Raw genomic sequence first — 17,727 nt, forward strand, 5'->3', positions numbered from 1 at the left:
ATGAGCAATGCGATGCGCACGCCCGCAGGGGCCATAAATGTGGAAAGATATCAGGGGGCCGTGGCCGAAGGACGCTTCAGGCGTCTCTGGAATGCCAATGCTCCCGGCTATCTCTTCCTTCTTCCGTGGCTCATCGGCTTTTTCGGGCTGACGCTCGGGCCGGCCCTGATTTCGCTCTACCTCTCCTTCACCGACTTCGACATGCTGCAGTCGCCGAGGTGGGTGGGAATGGCGAATTATGTGCGCATCGCCACGGCCGATCCGAAATTCTCGGCCGCCATGCACGTCACCCTGACTTATGTCGTCTTCTCGGTGCCGTTCAAACTGACCTTCGCCTTGCTGGTCGCCATGGCCCTGAACCGCGGCCTGCGTGGGCTGTCGATCTACCGCGCCATCTTCTATCTCCCCTCATTGCTGGGCGGCAGCGTGGCGATCGCCGTGCTCTGGCGTCAGCTTTTCGCCAGCGATGGCCTCGTCAATGCCGCACTCTCGCATTTCGGCATCGAAGGCCCAAGCTGGATCTCGCATCCGAACTATTCGATCTACACGCTGGTGGCTCTGTCCGTCTGGCAGTTCGGCTCGCCGATGATTATTTTCCTGGCCGGCCTGCGCCAGATCCCGCAGGATATGTATGAGGCCGCCAGCCTCGACGGCGCCTCGAAGTTCCGGCAATTCTACAAGATCACGCTGCCACTTCTGACCCCGGTGATCTTCTTCAACGCCGTCGTCCAGACGATTGAAGCCTTCAAGGCATTCACACCAGCCTTCATCATCTCCGGCGGCACGGGCGGTCCGATCAATTCGACGCTCTTCTACACGCTCTACCTCTATCAGGAAGCCTTCGGCAATTTCCGCATGGGCTACGCCTCGGCACTCGCCTGGATCCTGGTGGTGATCATCGCGATCTTCACCGCCTTCTCCTTCCTGACCTCACGTTATTGGGTGCACTACGATGACTGAGATGACCGCTTCCGTCACTGCGGCCAGGCCGCCATCCGACATCACCAAACGCAGCCTGCCGGCGTCGCTCATCATCCACGCCCTGCTGATCGCCGCTTCACTTCTCATGCTCTATCCGCTGTTGTGGATGGTTTCGGCATCGGTAAGGCCGGAAAACGAGATCTTCTCGTCGACCTCGCTCATCCCGTCGTCGATCGATCTCTCCTCCTATGCGCGCGGTTGGGTCGGTCTCGATGTCAGCTTCGGCCGGTTCTTCTGGAATTCGCTCGTCATTTCGCTGCTGGTGGTGACGGGTAATGTCATCGCCTGTTCGCTGACCGCCTTCGCCTTCGCGCGGCTGCGTTTTGCCGGCCGGAACTTCTGGTTCGCGATCATGCTCGGCACGTTGATGATCCCCTACCACGTGACGCTGATCCCGCAATATGTACTCTTCCTCAACCTCGGCTGGGTGAACACCATCCTGCCGCTAGTTGTGCCGAAGTTCCTGGCAAGCGATGCCTTCTTCATCTTCCTCATGGTGCAGTTCTTCCGCGGCATCCCGCGCGAACTCGATGAGGCGGCGATGATGGATGGCTGCAGCGCTTGGCGCATCTATTGGAAGATCATGCTGCCGCTATCGCTGCCGGTTTTGGCAACGGCCGCCATCTTCTCCTTCATCTGGACCTGGGACGATTTCTTCGGTCCGCTGATCTACCTGAACGATATGAACACCTACACGATCCAGCTCGGCCTGCGCACTTTCGTGGATTCCACCAGTGCATCGGATTGGGGCGGTTTGTTCGCCATGTCGACCCTGACGCTCGTGCCGGTCTTCTTCTTCTTCCTGTTCTTCCAGCGCCTGCTGATCGAGGGCATCGCCACAACGGGCATGAAGCGTTGATGGCGATAACGGGAAAGAGCGACATGAGCATCAGGACGGTCGCGATCGTTGGTTGCGGTATCGGCCGCTCCCATATCGTCGAGGGTTACCTGCCGCATTCCGACAAGTTCAAGGTCGTGGCGATCTGCGACCTGAACGAGCAGCGCATGGCAGCGGTCGGCGACGAGTTCGGCATCGAACGACGCACGACTTCCTTCGCGGAACTGCTGGTCGACGACACGATCGACATCATCGATATCTGCACTCCTCCCGGCATCCATCTGGAACAGGTGGTCGCAGCCCTGGCTGCCGGTAAACATGTCGTCTGCGAAAAGCCGCTGACGGGCTCGCTTGCCGCTGTCGATACCATCATGGCAGCGGAAAAGACCGCCAAGGGCGTGCTGATGCCGATCTTCCAGTACCGTTACGGCGACGGCATCCAGAAGGCCAAGCGGATCATCGACGCCGGTATTGCCGGCAAGCCCTATACCGCTTCGGTCGAAACCTTCTGGCTGCGCAAGCCGGAATATTACGCCGTGCCTTGGCGCGGCAAATGGGCGACGGAGCTCGGCGGCGTTCTCGTCACCCATGCCCTGCACCTACACGACATGCTGATGCATCTGATGGGCCCGGCTGCGAGGGTCTTCGGCCGCGTCGCCACCCGTGTCAACGATATCGAGGTCGAGGATTGTGCCTCCGCCAGCCTGCTGATGGAAAACGGCGCCTTTGTCTCGCTTTCCTGCACCCTTGGTTCGCAGGAGCAGATTAGCCGGCTCAGGCTGCATTTCGAGAATGTCACTTTCGAAAGCAGCCACGAGCCCTATACGCCAGGTAAGGATCCCTGGAAGATCATCGCCGCGAATGACGACGTCCGGGAACAGATCGACAAGGTGGTTGGCGACTGGCAGCCGGTTGCGCCGCGTTTCACCACCCAGATGGGCCAGTTCCACGCCTTCCTCAGCGGCCATGCGCCGCTGCCGGTGACGACGGTGGATGCCCGCCGTGCGCTGGAACTCGTCACCGCCATCTACCAGTCTTCCGACAGCGGCGCTGACGTGCCGCTGCCGGTCGGCCCCGACAGTCCGAAATACGCCGATTGGCGCGCAAGAACGAAGTAACCGACAAAATAAAACGAGAGGGTTTTGAGAAGATGGCAACCAGTGTCGTTCTTCAGAAGGTCGAGAAGCGCTACGGCGCGATGGATGTGATCCATGGCATCGACCTGACGATCGATCCCGGCGAATTCGTCGTTTTTGTCGGCCCCTCCGGCTGCGGAAAATCGACCCTTCTGCGCATGATCGCCGGTCTCGAGGAGATATCGGGCGGCGCGCTTTTGCTCGACAGCGAGCGCATGAACGAGGTGGCGCCCGCCAAGCGCGGCATCGCCATGGTCTTCCAGTCCTATGCGCTCTATCCCCATATGTCGGTTTACAAGAACCTCGCCTTCGGCCTGGAGACGGCGGGTTATAAGAAGGCCGAGATCCAGCCGAAGGTGAAGCGCGCCGCCGAGATCCTGCAGATCGAGAAGCTGTTGGAGCGCAAGCCGAAGGCGCTCTCCGGCGGCCAGCGCCAGCGTGTCGCGATCGGCCGCGCCATCGTGCGCGAGCCGCGGATATTCCTGTTCGACGAGCCGCTGTCGAACCTCGATGCCGAGCTGCGCGTGCAGATGCGCGTCGAGATCTCCCGCCTGCACCGCAGCCTCGGCAATACGATGATCTATGTCACCCATGACCAGGTCGAAGCCATGACGATGGCGGACAAGATCGTGGTGTTGAATTCCGGCCGTATCGAGCAGGTCGGCGCGCCGCTCGATCTCTATAACAATCCGGCCAACCGCTTCGTCGCCGGTTTCATCGGCAGCCCGAAGATGAATTTCCTGAAGGCCCGCATCGAGCAGGTCGGCGAGGCCGAAACCAGCATCCATGTCTGCGGCAATTCCGTCCGCCTGCCGCGCCGCCTGAACGGCGGGGCGGGAGAGGACGTCACCTTCGGCATCCGTCCCGAGCATCTTTCGCTGGCCGAAGGTACAATCGCCCTGTCGACCGTCAACGTCGATCTCGTTGAAAATCTCGGCGGTGCCACCATGCTCTACACCACGACGCCGGATAACCAGCTCCTGACCGTCGCGCTTGACGGCCAGCAGAAGGTGGAGCGCGGCGCCAATGTGAAGGCCTCCTTCGATCCGGCCCGCTGTCACGTCTTCGACGCGGCCGGCAAGACGATCTAAGCGCACCGCCGCTTGACATCAGATCCTCCTCTGCCCCATCATTTCGGAAGGGGTCGCTAGAACAGGATGATTTTAGGCCGGGTCGGCCTAAAATCTGAATCCTGTTCTAAGTTAAATAGTTAGAGCATGATGTCGTCCGAAAACCGCTCACACTTTTCGGCATCATGCTCTGGGGGATGAGCATGACGCCTGAAGATAGGATTCATGCGCTTGGTATCTGGCAGGGCCCGATCGAAATCTCGCCGATAGCAGGCGGCATCACCAACAGGAATTATCTGGTCAGCGACGCCGTCGCGCGCTGCGTGGTCAGGCTCGGCACCGATATTCCGATCCACCACATCAGCCGGCAAAACGAGCTTGCCGCAAGCCGTGCCGCCCATGCAGCCGGTATTTCGCCGGCGGTCATCCACCATTCGCCGGGCGTCCTGGTGCTCGAATATATCGAGGCAAGAGCGCTTTCGCCGGAGGATATCAGGAGGCCGCAAATGCTGGCCCAGGTCGTGCCGCTGGTCCGCGCTTGCCATCGCGACATCGCCCGGCATTTCCGCGGCCAGGCGATGATCTTCTGGGTCTTCCACGTCATCCGCGACTACGCCGCCAATCTGAAGGCGTCGAAGAGCGCCTATCTTCCGTTGCTGCCGGGGCTCCTCGGCAGGGCTGATATGTTGGAAGAAGCGGCAGGACCTTTCGAGATCGCCTTCGGCCACAACGACCTGCTGGCCGCCAACTTTCTCGATGACGGCAAACGGCTCTGGCTGATCGACTGGGACTATGCCGGTTTCAACACGCCGCTTTTCGATCTTGGCGGATTGGCCTCCAACAACGAACTCTCGGAAGAGGCCGAGCGCACGATGCTGGAGACCTATTTCGACCAGCCGCTGACCGATAATCTCAGCAGGCGCTATGCCGCGATGAAATGCGCCTCGCTGCTGCGCGAGGCGCTCTGGAGCATGATTTCGGAAATTCATTCCACCATTGATTTCGATTACGCCGGCTACACCGCCGAAAATATCGCGCGCTTCGAGCGCGCCTATCAAGCCTTTGAACAGGACCAATAAATGACGAAGGAATTACCGAAGACGGCGAAGGCCGTGGTCATCGGCGGCGGCATCATCGGCTGCTCGACGGCCTATCATCTCGGCAAGCTTGGCTGGACCGATACCGTCCTGCTGGAGCGCAAGAAGCTTACGTCGGGCACCACCTTCCACGCCGCCGGCCTCGTCGGCCAGCTGCGCACCAGCGCCAACATCACCCAGCTTCTTGGCTATTCGGTCGATCTCTACAAGCGGCTGGAGGCGGAAACGGGTCTCGGCACCGGCTGGAAGATGAATGGCGGCCTGCGCCTTGCCTGTAATGAGGAACGCTGGACCGAGGTCAGGCGCCAGGCGACTACCGCCCAGTCCTTCGGCCTCGAAATGCAGTTGCTGACCCCGCAGGAAGCCTTCGATCTCTGGCCGCTAATGACAACAGACGATCTCGTCGGCGCCGCCTTCCTCCCAACCGACGGCCAGGCCAATCCCTCCGACATCACCCAGGCGCTGGCAAAGGGCGCTCGCATGTCAGGCGTTTCGATCTTCGAGGATATGGAAGTCCTCGACCTTGAAATCGACAAGGGAAAGATCCGCGCCGTCGTCACGGCGCAAGGGCGCATCGAATGCGAGCGCGTCGTCGTCTGCGCCGGCCAATGGACGCGCGCCTTCGCCGCCCGCTTCGGCGTCAACGTACCGCTGGTCTCCGTCGAGCATCAATACATCATCACCGAATCCTTCGGCGTGCCCTCCAACCTGCCGACGCTGCGCGATCCCGATCGCCTGACCTACTATAAGGAGGAGGTCGGGGGCATCGTCATGGGCGGCTACGAGCCGAACCCCATTCCCTGGGCAAAGAGCGGCATCCCCGAGGGTTTCCACTACACGCTGCTCGACAGCAATTTCGACCATTTCGAACAGATCATGGAACAGGCACTCGGCCGCGTCCCGGCGCTGGAAAATGTCGGCGTCAAGCAGCTGCTGAACGGCCCGGAAAGCTTCACGCCGGATGGTAACTTCATTCTCGGCGAGGCCCCGGAGCTGAAGAATTTCTTCGTCGGCGCTGGTTTCAACGCCTTCGGCATCGCCTCGGCTGGCGGCGCCGGCATGGCGCTTGCCGAATGGGTGACAAAGGGCGAACCGCCTTATGATCTCTGGCCGGTCGATATCCGCCGTTTCGGCCGGCCGCATTTCGATACCGACTGGGTGCGGACACGCACGCTCGAAGCCTATGGCAAACATTACACCATGGCCTGGCCGTTCGAGGAACATTCGAGCGGCCGCCCCTGCCGCAAATCGCCGCTCTATGACCGGCTGAAGGCGCAGGGCGCCTGTTTCGGCGAAAAGCTTGGCTGGGAAAGGCCGAACTGGTTTGCCGATCTCTTCGCCAACGAGGAGCCGAAGGATATCTACAGCTACACCAGGCAGAACTGGTTCGACGCCGTCGGCCGCGAGCATAAGGCCGTGCGCGAAGCGGCCGTCATCTTCGACCAGACCTCCTTTGCCAAATTCGTGCTGAAGGGCAGGGATGCCGAGGCAGCGCTGTCCTGGATCGCCGCCAACGATGTCGCAAGGCCTGTGGGATCGCTTGTCTACACGCAGATGCTGAACGACAAGGGCGGCATCGAATGCGACGTGACGGTCGCCCGCATCGCCGAGAACGAATATTACATCGTCACCGGTACCGGCTTCGCCACCCATGACTTCGACTGGATCGCACGCAATATCCCGGCGGCAATGCATGCCGAGCTGGTCGACGTCACCTCAGCCTATTCCGTGCTGTCGCTGATGGGACCGAATTCGCGCGCCGTGCTGGAAAAGGTAACGGGCAGCGATGTCTCGAATGCTGCCTTCCCCTTCGGCAAGGTCAGGACCATCGGCATATCGGGCTGCCCGGTGCGGGCGCTGCGCATCACCTATGTCGGCGAGCTCGGCTACGAACTGCATGTTCCCATCGAGTATGCGACCACGGTCTATGACGTGCTGATGGCATCAGGCGGCGAGCTCGGCCTCGTCAATGCCGGCTACCGCGCCATTGAGAGCTGCCGCCTGGAAAAGGGTTATCGCGCCTGGGGTTCGGATATCGGTCCCGACCATACGCCTGTTGAAGCCGGTCTCGGCTGGGCGGTGAAGATGCGAAAGAATATTCCGTTCCGCGGCCGTGAGGCGATCGAACGGCAGCTTGCGGGCGGGGTAAAGAAGCGCCTCGCCTGCTTCATTCCGGAGGATGCCGATGCCGTGCTGCTCGGCCGCGAAACGATTTATCGCGACGGCAAGCGCGTCGGCTGGCTGTCGAGCGGCGGCTTCGGTTATACGCTGGGCAAGCCGATCGGCTACGGCTACGTCCGCAATCCCGACGGCGTGACCGAGGATTTCGTCCTCTCCGGCACCTATGAGCTTGATGTCGCGCGGGAACGCATCCCCTGCAAGGTGTCGCTGTCGCCGCTCTACGATCCGGATATGGCGCGCATCAAGGCGTAGCCGGGTCTAGAACAGCGGCAGCCGGTCGTCCTGAATCAGGATCTCCAGCTTGTCGGAGACGTCCTGCGTCCACGCGCGGTGTCCTGTCAAAGCTGCCGGGAAGAGTCCGGGAAGGGTGAAAAGAGCCGCCGAGATCGCCAGGCCGGTGCGCGGGACATCGGCGATGAGAGCGGCGATTTCGCCTGCACGGGGATCGCGCAGTTCATAGCGCTCGCCGTTGCCGTGCTCGCCGATCGCATAGCGCATCCATGCCGCAACGGCGATCGCATAGGTCTCCGCCTTGTCGCCATGCGCCAGTGCCTCGGTTGCCGGTTCCAGCAGCCGCTGCGGCAGTTTCTGCGTGCCGTCCATGGCAATCTGATAGGTGCGATGCGCAATCGCCTTGTTTGCAAAGCGCGCTATCAATTCGCTGGCATAGTCATCGAGGTCGATGCCGGGAACCGCATCGAGCGTTCTTGCGGCCGCATGCATGTGGCGGTAGGCAAGGGCCGCCAGGCCGGCATCACCCATCACGTCGCGGATGAATTCATAGCCACCGATATAACCGAGATAGGCGAGCAGCGAATGCGCGCCGTTCAGCATCCGGAGCTTCATCTTCTCATAGGCCGAAACATCCGTGACCATCAAGGCGCCGGCCTTCTCCCAGGCCGGCCGGCCATTGGCGAAATGATCTTCGATCACCCATTGCGTGAAGGGTTCGGTCTCGATCGCCGCCAGATCCTGCCGTCCGGTCAGCCGTTCGGCATCCTGGTAGGTCGCCTCGGTGCTCGCCGGCGTGATGCGGTCGACCATGGTCGAGGGGAAGGGCACATTTGCCTCGATCCATTGACGAAGTGAGGGGTCGACGCGTTCGGCGAAATCGAGAACCAGTCGTTTCAGAACGGCGCCGTTGCTCGGAAGATTGTCGCAGCTGAGCGGTGTGAAGGGGGCGATGCCCTTCGCCCGACGCCGGGAAAGTCCCTCGACCAGATAGCCGATGACGCCGCGCGGCGCATGGCGGTTGGCAAGGTCGGCCGCCACATCGGCATGGTTGAGGTCGAGCCCTCCCGTCGCGGTATCCATGCCATAGGCCTTTTCCGTCACCGTCAGGCTGACGACGCGGATCGCCGGATCTTCCAGCCGATCGAGCAGTCCTGCCGGATCACGTGTCGCCACATGTGCCCGCAGAATGGGGCCGATCACCTGCGCTACCGTGCCCGACGTATCGCGGATCAGCATCGTATAGAGGCCGTTCTGCTCGTTCAGGTGATCGGCGACATCGGCAGTACGCAGGCTCGCCACTTCGATGCCCCAGTCTCCGCCGCTTGTCGCAAGTGCGGCATCGGTAAACGGCGCGAAATGCGCGCGGAAGAAAGCGCCCGGCCCGAGATGCAGGATGCCGCTTTTCAGCTGGTTACGGTCATAGGCGGGAAGCTTCGCCGTCGGGGCGAGGCCGGAAAGGGTCTGCAGTCGTTCGCTCACAGCTTGTAGGCCTTCTTCGCATTGCCATAGGAGAGCTCGCCTGCAACGATCTCGGCTTCCCGCTTGGAAATCCGGTGCTCGGCGGCGAGCTGGGCGAGGAAACGGCAGACTTCGCGGCGCCAGACGTCATGCCGGGCCGGAATCGAAAGCAGCGCACGCGTATCGTCGTTGAAACCCGCCATATTGGCAAAGCCCGCCGTCTCGACGACTTGGTCGAGGTAGCGCCGGATGCCGTTCGGGCTGTCGTGGAACCACCAGGGCGGGCCGATCATCAGGCAGGGCCAATGGCCGACCATTGGCGCCATCTCGCGCGCATAGGTCGTCTCGTCGAGCGTGAAGAGCAGCACGCGCAGCCCCGGCGCGTGGCCGTATCTGGAAAGCAGCGCATTCAGGCCGCCGACCCAGTCGGTGCTTGTCGGGATATCGGCGCCCATATTGGGGCCTCGGGTCGAGAAAAGTCCGCGGTCGGTGTTGCGTCTGGAGCCGGCATGGATCTGCATCACCATGCCGTCCTCAGCCGAAAGCCCGGCCATTTCGGTCATCATCTGGCCACGGAAGAGCTCGGCCTCCCCGGCCGAAAGCGGCCCCTTCAGCGCCTTCTCGAGCAGCGCCTGCTTTTCGGCAAGCGGCAGATCTGATGTAAAGGCTGTGGGCACGCCGTGATCGGTCGCGGTGGCGCCGAACTGGCGGAAATAGGCGCGTCGGCGCCGATGCGCCTCGATCAGACCGTCCCAGCGCGTCACGTCGGTGCCGGTGATCTCTCCGAACTTGACAAGATTGTCGCGGAAGCCGACGGCGTCGGGATCGGTGACACTGTCCGGCCTGTAGGTGGTGCGCACCTTGCCGATCCATCCGTCGGCCGCCATCTTCTGGTGATGCGCCAGAGGATCGAGCGCCCCATCCGTCGTCGCGATCGTTTCGATGCCGAATCGCTGATGCAGCGCCCGCGGGCGGAATTCGGGAAGGGCAAGCTGGGCATTGATATGATCGTAGAGCGCATCGGCATTGTCAGCCGTCAGCGGCTCGGTGCAGCCGAGTACGGCCGACATGGCGTGGTCGACCCAGAGGCTCGAAGGCGTTCCGCGGAAGAGATGATAATGTGCGGCAAATGTCCGCCAGATCGCCCGCCCCTCAGCCACCGGCTTGCCGTCGAGCCGCGGCACGCCGAGTTCGTCCAAAGTGACGCCGACGCTGTGCAGCATGCGGAAGAGATAGTGATCGGGAATGACCAGCAGCGAGGCCGCGTCTTCAAAGGGCTTGTCGTCGGCGAACCAGGAAGGTTCAGTATGCCCGTGCGGACTGACGATCGGAAGATTGCGCACTGTCTCGTAGAGGTCTCGCGCGATGGTCCGTGTTGCCGGATCAGCCGGGAAAAGCCGGTCCGGATGAAGAAAGCCGTTTCCTGCATCCATCAGTATTCCTCCCTGATGGCTAAGGGCCTACCCCACAACATCAGGCACGGCAAGGTCTTTTAGTAACCAAACGGTACAGTTTTGCGCATGGCTGCGCCGGGTAGGGAAAGCATTGACGCGGCGGCCTATTTCCGCTTTGCAGAACCATCTGTTCTGCCGGTTTCGGCAAAGGAGGGTCTAGAGCCTTTCCGGGTTAGATTGTAGCATTCTGTTGGCTCAAACGGAGTCGGATGGTCGACCCGCCGGCGCGCGTCGTAGCCCAGCTCTACGGCCAAGCCGGCCGGTCGATCAGCCGGCCCGTTTCAGCCAACCCTCCCGCAGATTTGCATGGCAAATCTGCAAGACTTAAAATCGCCGGGCGCACCCATTGCTTCGCATGGCGAAGCAGTGCGGCCGGTGGGCCGGGCATCTTTCCGCCAGGGCAAAGGCGATCGGCTCGGACGTACCAAGAGGTATGCCCTTCGCCAATCGCCTTTGCCCTGACGAAAATCTGCTCCGGCAGAATGCTGCAATCTAACCCGGAAAGGCTCTAATGTCCGACGAGACGAACCGCATCACCCAGCTGGAAGAAATGCTGGCCCACCAGGCAAAGACGATCGAAGAGCTTTCCGATCAGCTCGCCGAGCAGTGGAAGACGGTCGAACAGATGCGCACCAAGCTCGACCGGCTCACCGAACGCTTCCTGTCGCTCGAGGAGCAGTCGCTGGAAGCTCCTGGCATCACCCGCCCGCCGCATTATTGACGGCACGCGGCGCAATGCCGCGTGCCTGTCTCATTAGGATGGTGAATCAGACGCCGCCGATGCAGAGATATTTCATTTCCAGATAGTCGTCGGCGCCGTGCCGCGAGCCTTCGCGGCCGAGGCCGGATTGCTTGATGCCGCCGAAGGGCGCCGTCTCGGAGGACATCAGGCCGGTATTGATGCCGATCATGCCGTATTCCAGCGCTTCCGCCACCCGCCAGACCTTTTTCAGATCGCCGGCGTAGAAATAGGCGGCGAGGCCGAACTCCGTGTCGTTTGCCTGTTGAATGACATCCTCGACTGTGTCGAAGCGAAAGAGCGGCGCCACCGGCCCGAAGGTCTCCTCGCGCGCCACCTTCATGCCGCGCGCAACGCCGGTCAGCACCGTCGGCGTGAAGAAGGTGCCGGCGCCGTCGATGCGCTTGCCGCCGGTCAGCACCTTGGCGCCCTTGGCAAGCGCGTCGCTGACATGATCTTCCACCTTGGCAAGGCCTTGCGCGTCGATCAGCGGTCCGATCACGACACCCGGCTTGAAGCCATCGCCGACCGACATCTCGGCGACCTTGGCGGCAAGCTTGGCTGCAAAGGCGTCATAGACGTTCGACTGGACATAGAGGCGGTTGGCACAGACGCAGGTCTGGCCGGCATTGCGGTATTTGGAGGCGATCGCGCCTTCGACGGCAGCGTCGAGATCGGCATCGTCAAAGACGATGAAGGGCGCGTTGCCGCCGAGCTCCAGGCTCACCTTCTTGATCTGGTCGGCGCACTGCCGCATCAGGATACGGCCGACCTCCGTCGAACCGGTGAAGCTGATTTTGCGCACCTTTTCGTTGCCGCAGAGTTCGCGGCCGATTGCCGGGCCGTCGACCCCGACGATGACGTTGAAGACGCCGGCCGGAATGCCGGCCTGCTCGGCGAGTACGGCAAGTGCTATCGCCGTCAGCGGCGTCTGTTCTGCGGGCTTCGAGACCACGGTGCAGCCGACGGCAAGCGCCGGGGCGATCTTGCGGGTGATCATCGCCGCCGGGAAATTCCACGGCGTGATCGTGCCGACGACGCCGACCGGCTGCCTGATGACGATCATCCGTTTATCATCGGAAGGCGCGGGGATCGTCTCGCCATAGATGCGTTTGGCTTCTTCCGCATACCATTCGATATAGGCCGCGGCATAGAGGATCTCGCCGCGCGCTTCCGGGAACGGCTTGCCCATTTCGGCGGTCAGGATTGCGGCGAGTTCGTCGGCATTGGCAACCATCAGGTCGAACCATTTGCGCAGGATCGCGCTGCGCTCCTTGGCCGGACGAGCCGCCCAGGCCGGCTGGGCGGCATGAGCCGCATCGATCGCCGCCCGCGTCTCGGCCGCACCCATATCGGGCAGCGAGGCGAGCAGCTCGCCGGTTGCCGGGTTCAGAACGTCGAATGTCCGAGTGGCATCGCCTGGTGTCCAGACCCCGTCGATATAGCCGGCATCGCGCAGCAGCGGCGAGGAGAAGTGAACGTGTTTGGTCAGCGCGTTGGTGAAAGCCATGTCATATCCTCCTTGGGAGTGCGGCTGCCGGTTGCCGGCAGCCGCTGAAATCCGGGTTCGGTGCGGTCACTTGCCCGCGCTCGCCTCCAGCATTGAGGCTTCGAGAATATCGAGCGCTTCGCCGAGGACCTCGTCCTGGATGGTAATCGGCGCGAGGAAGCGGATGACGTTTCCGTGGGTGCCGCAGGTGAGCAGGATCAGACCCTTGTCGAGCGCGATCAGCCGCACCCGGTTGGCGAATTCCGCGCTCGGCAGTCCCGTCGTCCGGTCGTTGAATTCGACCGCGTTCATGAAACCCGGCCCGCGGATGTCGACGATCTCCGGCACCGTCTCGCGCAACGATTCCAGCCGCTGCTTCAGCCGCCCGCCGAGCTGGTTGGCCCGGTTGCAGAGATCCTCGTCGACAATGACGTCGAGCACGGCATGGGCGGCCGCGATACCGAGCGGATTGCCGCCATAGGTGCCGCCGAGCCCGCCCGGTCCCGGCGCATCCATGATTTCGGCGCGGCCGGTAACCGCGGCGAGCGGAAAGCCGCCGGCCAGGCTCTTTGCCATCGTTGTCAGGTCAGGCGCCACCTCGTGGTGATCCATTGCGAACATCCTGCCGGTGCGGGCAAAACCGGTCTGCACCTCGTCGGCGATCAGCAGGATGCCGTGCTGGTCGCAGAGCTCGCGCAGCGCCTTCATGAAGGCGGCGGGGGCCGCATAGAAGCCGCCTTCCCCCTGCACCGGCTCGATGATGATGGCGGCGACGCGCTGCGGATCGACATCGGCGGCAAAGAGCTTCTTCAACGCCGCCAGCGACTGATCGGCGGTGACGCCGTGCAGCTCGATCGGGAAGGGAACGTGGAACACATCGCCCGGCATCGCGCCGAAACCGACCTTGTAGGGCACGACCTTGCCGGTCAGCGCCATGCCCATGAAGGTGCGGCCATGGAAGCCGCCGCCAAAGGCGATGACGGCCGAACGGCCGGTTGCGGCGCGCGCGATCTTGACGGCGTTCTCGACCGCTTCGGCGCCTGTCGTCACGAAGATCGTCTTCTTCTCGAAGTCGCCGGGCACCAGCACGTTCAGCCGTTCGGCCAGATGGACGTAGCTTTCATAGGGCACCACCTGATGGCAGGTATGGGTGAAGCGGTCGAGCTGATCCTTGACCGCTGCGATGACCCGGGGATGGCGGTGGCCGGTGTTGAGAACGGCGATGCCGGCGGCGAAATCGATGTAACGGCGGCCCTCCTTGTCCCAGATCTCCGCATTCTCTGCGCGATCCGCATAAATCTGTGTCGTCATGCCGACGCCGCGTGAAATAGCAGCGTTCTTCCGGTCCGTAAGGTTGATCGCGTTCATCGATGCGCTCCTGCGCTGAAAAGGGGCTTCAGAACTATCTTGCATAAGTTCTGCAAGATTTGTAGAAAGTTCCTACATTTTTCCTGCAAGAAATCAAGCGACATTTTTTGCTTCAAACATCGCGCTTTTTGATGAAGGCTCTGGGGCGATTGGAATCGGGGATACTTTCGGATGAACGATAATGGACCTGTACGCTACAAGGTGGCGGAAGCCGCGCGGCTGGCAGGCGTTTCGGCCTCGACGCTGCGCCTCTGGGAAAGCCAGGGTCTGGTGGTTCCCGGCCGTTCGGAAACCGGTCATCGGCAATACAGCGCCGACGACGTGGCGCGGTTGAAGCGCATCTCCTGGTATCGTGTCGAGCGTGGCCTCAATCCCGCGGCAATCCGCGAGGCGCTGGAGAGCGAGGAGCCCTCCGCTGATAGCGCCGAGGCAAGCCAGGACAACGGTCTCGGCCGCAAGCTGCGCAGCCTGCGCCATGCGAGCGGCAAGACGCTCGATCAGGTGGCCGGCGACATCGGCGTCACCTCGTCGACGCTCTCGACGCTGGAGCGCACCTCGCAGGGCGTCGGTTTCAAGACGCTGCATGATCTTGCCGAATATTACGGCACCACCGTCTCCCGCCTTTCCGGCGAAGAAAGCGGGGACGTGCCGGTGCTGGTGCGCGCCGGCGAATGGCGCAAGTGGCCGGAAACAACGCCGGGTGTCACGGTGCAGCTCCTTGCCGAAGGCCGCAGGATGATGGATTGCCATCGTTTCGTGCTGGCGCCGGGTGCTGCCAGCGAAGGCGCCTATCGCCACGAGGGCGAGGAATTCATGCATGTTCTGTCCGGCCGGCTCGAACTGGTGCTCGACAGCGATCAATTCTTCGATCTCGGGCCTGGCGATTCACTTTATTTCGAAAGCCGCCGCGACCATTCCTGGCGCAATCGCCACGATGGCGAAACCGTGCTTCTCTGGATCAACACGCCGCCGACATTCTGAACCGCCAGCACGATGCGGAGATTAAGAGAGGTAGAGCGTCCTAAATCCGTCCGAGAGGACGCACGGCACTCTAGTGGCAGGAAAGCGGTTTCGCATTCTGCGCCTTTGCGCTATAGCGCTGCTGCATAATTCCTTAAATCGGAATCGATTTGAGGATAAAATTATGCAGCCATTCAAAGTGCTACAGCGTCATTTGCGGCTCTCGAAAAGACGCGCGGCGCTGTAGGGGATGCATTCGAACGAAAGACAGTCTCATGGCGGCGACCATACGTTTTCACGAAGGCGATATTTCCGCGGCCGATGCCGCCCGCTACACCGGCGCGATAGCAATCGACACCGAAACGCTCGGCCTGGTGCCGCGCCGCGATCGGCTCTGCGTCGTCCAGCTTTCGCCGGGTGACGGCACCGCCGATATCATCCGCATCGCCGCCGGCCAGAAGCAGGCGCCAAATCTTGTCGCCCTGCTCGAAGACCCCACCCATCAGAAGATCTTTCATTACGGCCGCTTCGATATTGCCGTGCTCTTCCATACTTTCGGCGTCACGACGACCCCGGTTTTCTGCACCAAGATCGCCTCGCGCCTGATCCGAACTTATACGGATCGCCACGGCCTCAAGGATAATCTCAAGGAGATGCTCGACGTCGATGTCTCCAAGGCGCAGCAATCTTCCGATTGGGCGGCCGAGACGCTGTCTCCGGCCCAGCTCGAATATGCCGCGTCCGACGTGCTTTATCTGCATGCGTTGCGCGATAAGCTGACGGAACGCCTGATCCGCGACGGCCGCTACGATCATGCGACGGCCTGCTTCGAATTCCTGCCGACCCGCGCCAAGCTCGACCTGCTTGGCTGGGAAGAGGCCGATATCTTCGCCCACAGCTGAGCGAATGGCCTTCATTCTGCGTTTGCTAATAACCCTGCGGCAGACTTGTCCGCGGCCGTTAGCGATTCATTAACGCCTGTTTATTAACATTCCTGTTAATTTTTATGCATTCGATGACGCCGAAACTGCGTCATGCGGACAGGAGGATCTGCTGGGATGCAAGGGGACCGGATGAGCGCGGTCCTTTTCTAGAGCCTGCTTTCATCGTCACTTTACGAAAGGAGCATGCCATGTTGACTCCCGTTCGTGCAGCGTCCAATGCAAGCTTTTCGTCCCAGGGTCAGACAGCGGCGATCGTCGCCAGCGGTCTCGGCCACTCCGTGATTGCCCCCCCGCCCGTCAACGCCGTCGAAGCCGCAGACCTCAATTCCGCCATTGCCGGCAAGCTCAATATTCTGCTCCTTGCGGCGCGTGAGCGCATGGTCGAAGCCCTTTTCGATGTCATCGATGCGGCAGGCCGCTCGATCTCGCTGGATCGTGGCGAGGACGAGAGCAATCTTGCCTTCGCCTCTCGGCTGGCCGATGCCATCCGGCAGCTGCCAACCGCTGGGATCGACGAGGTTGAGCGCCAGCTCACCGAGCAGGGGCATAGCGTGCCGCTCCGGACAATCGCCGAGGCCCTGAAGAACCCGACAGGCCCTGAAGCCGCCCGCATCGTCGCCTATCTGGAAATCGTCCGCTACAAGGATCGCGACCTCGCCGCCCGCGCCGTCGTCCGCTCCTATGGCCAGAATGACGCTTCGCCGATGCGCGCCGAAGCTCGCCCCGAGATCCGGCTGCATGAGGACAGCCTGCCTGCCGCCATGCGCCAGCCGGCAGACAAGGTGGCCGCGCCGGCCGATTCGCTGATCGAGGCCGCAGCTCTGACGACCACCGAAGAAGCGCTTATCGCCGAAGCCGTGGAAGCTGCCGATCCGGAAACGCCGCATGCTGAAAACCGGGCTCAGCCCACCCCTGCGACGGCAAGGGAGGTCGCCCTGGAAAAGTCTGCGTCGCAGGAGATCGAAACCCGGCAACCCTTGTCGACGGAAGCCGCGGCGGCCGGCGATACGCAGGAAACGCCGGAGCCGCCCGCCATCCAACCCCACGCGATGTCGGAAAAGGTCGATCCTGTCATTCCCAGGAACTGGGCAGGAATCGTTGCCTCCATGACCGAAGAAGTCTCCGAGCTGATCGCCACGATCATCCGCGAGCAAGACGTCGAAACCGTGCTGGAGGATGTTGCCGTCGAGGCGGCCGTGGAGATTGATGCGATCCTCGACGACGCCGTCATCAGCGATGCGACCGAGACCTTGAGGCAGCCGGCCGAATTCACAGCACCCGATCCCCGCCAATCGACAGCACTCCGCCCACCGCAGATGGATATTGAGGCGGCGGCGGCAGCCCGTCAGCCGAAAGAAATCTCTGCGCAACCGCAGATGATGCCGATCCCCGAGACGGCCGAGGCCTCCTATGTGCCGCTGGCGGCAAAGATGCCGGAGGGCCTTGCCTATAGCCAGCTGCCCTACCAATTCGCCAAGGATACGCCATCGAACGAGAAGGCGGGCGAAACGCACCACCAGCATCAGCACCACCGCGACGACGAGTCCGAGGATCAGCAGCAGGCACGGTCCGGTGGCGAGGATGCCGAGCCCGATGCCGAAACGACCGACGCGACACCCGAGCGGAGGACGCCGAGGATGATCGATACCGAACCGTCGGCCTATCAGCCCGGCCGCCCGGCCGACGACCCGGTCTATGCGCTCTATCAGCGCATGGTCGGCTGGGAATAACACTTTGATTGCCTGAAAATGAAGAACCCGCCGGATCGCTCCGGCGGG

14 protein-coding genes are annotated in these 17,727 nt (G+C 62.1%); 10 read left to right on the plus strand and 4 right to left on the minus strand.

Translation table 11 applies throughout. The features are described from left to right. The 6 genes from AB8B31_RS22145 to AB8B31_RS22170 all read left to right on the plus strand — a co-directional run bounded on the left by AB8B31_RS22145 (position 1) and on the right by AB8B31_RS22170 (position 7,555). Complete coding sequence (locus AB8B31_RS22145) at positions 1 to 960, plus strand: carbohydrate ABC transporter permease (RefSeq protein WP_018244229.1); 960 nt, start codon at positions 1 to 3, stop codon at positions 958 to 960. Next, positions 953 to 1,840: a carbohydrate ABC transporter permease gene (locus AB8B31_RS22150; protein ID WP_027682265.1), complete on the plus strand. Its 888-nt coding sequence runs from the start codon at positions 953 to 955 to the stop codon at positions 1,838 to 1,840. Before AB8B31_RS22145 ends, AB8B31_RS22150 begins: the two co-directional genes overlap by 8 nt. Continuing rightward, entirely contained in the window at positions 1,840 to 2,937 is a 1,098-nt protein-coding gene (locus tag AB8B31_RS22155) for a Gfo/Idh/MocA family protein (protein ID WP_028731881.1), read from the plus strand. Before AB8B31_RS22150 ends, AB8B31_RS22155 begins: the two co-directional genes overlap by 1 nt. A gap of 32 nt (positions 2,938 to 2,969) precedes the next feature. Beyond that, positions 2,970 to 4,046: an ABC transporter ATP-binding protein gene (locus AB8B31_RS22160; protein WP_018448050.1), complete on the plus strand. Its 1,077-nt coding sequence runs from the start codon at positions 2,970 to 2,972 to the stop codon at positions 4,044 to 4,046. A 182-nt stretch (positions 4,047 to 4,228) separates the two neighbouring features. Continuing rightward, complete coding sequence (locus AB8B31_RS22165) at positions 4,229 to 5,104, plus strand: phosphotransferase (RefSeq protein ID WP_028731880.1); 876 nt, start codon at positions 4,229 to 4,231, stop codon at positions 5,102 to 5,104. Continuing rightward, complete coding sequence (locus AB8B31_RS22170; RefSeq protein ID WP_028731879.1) at positions 5,105 to 7,555, plus strand: GcvT family protein; 2,451 nt, start codon at positions 5,105 to 5,107, stop codon at positions 7,553 to 7,555. It abuts the gene before it with no gap. 6 nt (positions 7,556 to 7,561) lie between these two features. On the opposite strand, the gene AB8B31_RS22175 is transcribed toward AB8B31_RS22170, so the two are convergent. After that, entirely contained in the window at positions 7,562 to 9,016 is a 1,455-nt protein-coding gene (locus tag AB8B31_RS22175; protein WP_028731878.1) for a mannitol dehydrogenase family protein, read from the minus strand. Continuing rightward, positions 9,013 to 10,428: a glucuronate isomerase gene (uxaC, locus tag AB8B31_RS22180; RefSeq protein ID WP_018244236.1), complete on the minus strand. Its 1,416-nt coding sequence runs from the start codon at positions 10,426 to 10,428 to the stop codon at positions 9,013 to 9,015. Before uxaC ends, AB8B31_RS22175 begins: the two co-directional genes overlap by 4 nt. 532 nt (positions 10,429 to 10,960) lie before the next feature. Between uxaC and AB8B31_RS22185 the strand changes: the two genes are divergently transcribed. Then, positions 10,961 to 11,170, plus strand: coding sequence for a SlyX family protein (locus AB8B31_RS22185; RefSeq protein WP_012759624.1), 210 nt, complete (start codon positions 10,961 to 10,963; stop codon positions 11,168 to 11,170). 46 nt (positions 11,171 to 11,216) lie between these two features. Here the strand turns inward: AB8B31_RS22185 and AB8B31_RS22190 are convergent, their stop codons facing one another. Both AB8B31_RS22190 and AB8B31_RS22195 read right to left on the minus strand, forming a co-directional pair. Continuing rightward, positions 11,217 to 12,698, minus strand: a complete 1,482-nt coding sequence (locus tag AB8B31_RS22190; protein WP_028731876.1) for an NAD-dependent succinate-semialdehyde dehydrogenase — start codon at positions 12,696 to 12,698, stop codon at positions 11,217 to 11,219. Positions 12,699 to 12,764: 66 nt separating this feature from the next. Continuing rightward, entirely contained in the window at positions 12,765 to 14,045 is a 1,281-nt protein-coding gene (locus AB8B31_RS22195) for a 4-aminobutyrate--2-oxoglutarate transaminase (RefSeq protein ID WP_018244239.1), read from the minus strand. Between the two features lie 171 nt (positions 14,046 to 14,216). Between AB8B31_RS22195 and AB8B31_RS22200 the strand changes: the two genes are divergently transcribed. The 3 genes from AB8B31_RS22200 (at position 14,217) to AB8B31_RS22210 (ending at position 17,679) form a co-directional block, all read left to right on the plus strand. Continuing rightward, a complete protein-coding gene (locus AB8B31_RS22200; RefSeq protein WP_065276729.1) occupies positions 14,217 to 15,026 on the plus strand; it encodes a MerR family transcriptional regulator in 810 nt (269 codons plus the stop codon). A gap of 254 nt (positions 15,027 to 15,280) precedes the next feature. Further along, on the plus strand, positions 15,281 to 15,907 hold the full coding sequence (locus AB8B31_RS22205; RefSeq protein ID WP_028731874.1) for a ribonuclease D: 627 nt from the start codon (positions 15,281 to 15,283) through the stop codon (positions 15,905 to 15,907). A 230-nt stretch (positions 15,908 to 16,137) separates the two neighbouring features. Next, entirely contained in the window at positions 16,138 to 17,679 is a 1,542-nt protein-coding gene (locus tag AB8B31_RS22210; RefSeq protein WP_065276730.1) for a hypothetical protein, read from the plus strand. The last annotated feature ends 48 nt before the right edge of the window (positions 17,680 to 17,727 follow it).

The organism is Rhizobium sp. 62_C5_N11_2, from assembly GCF_051811185.1.
GTDB lineage: Bacteria > Pseudomonadota > Alphaproteobacteria > Rhizobiales > Rhizobiaceae > Rhizobium > Rhizobium leguminosarum.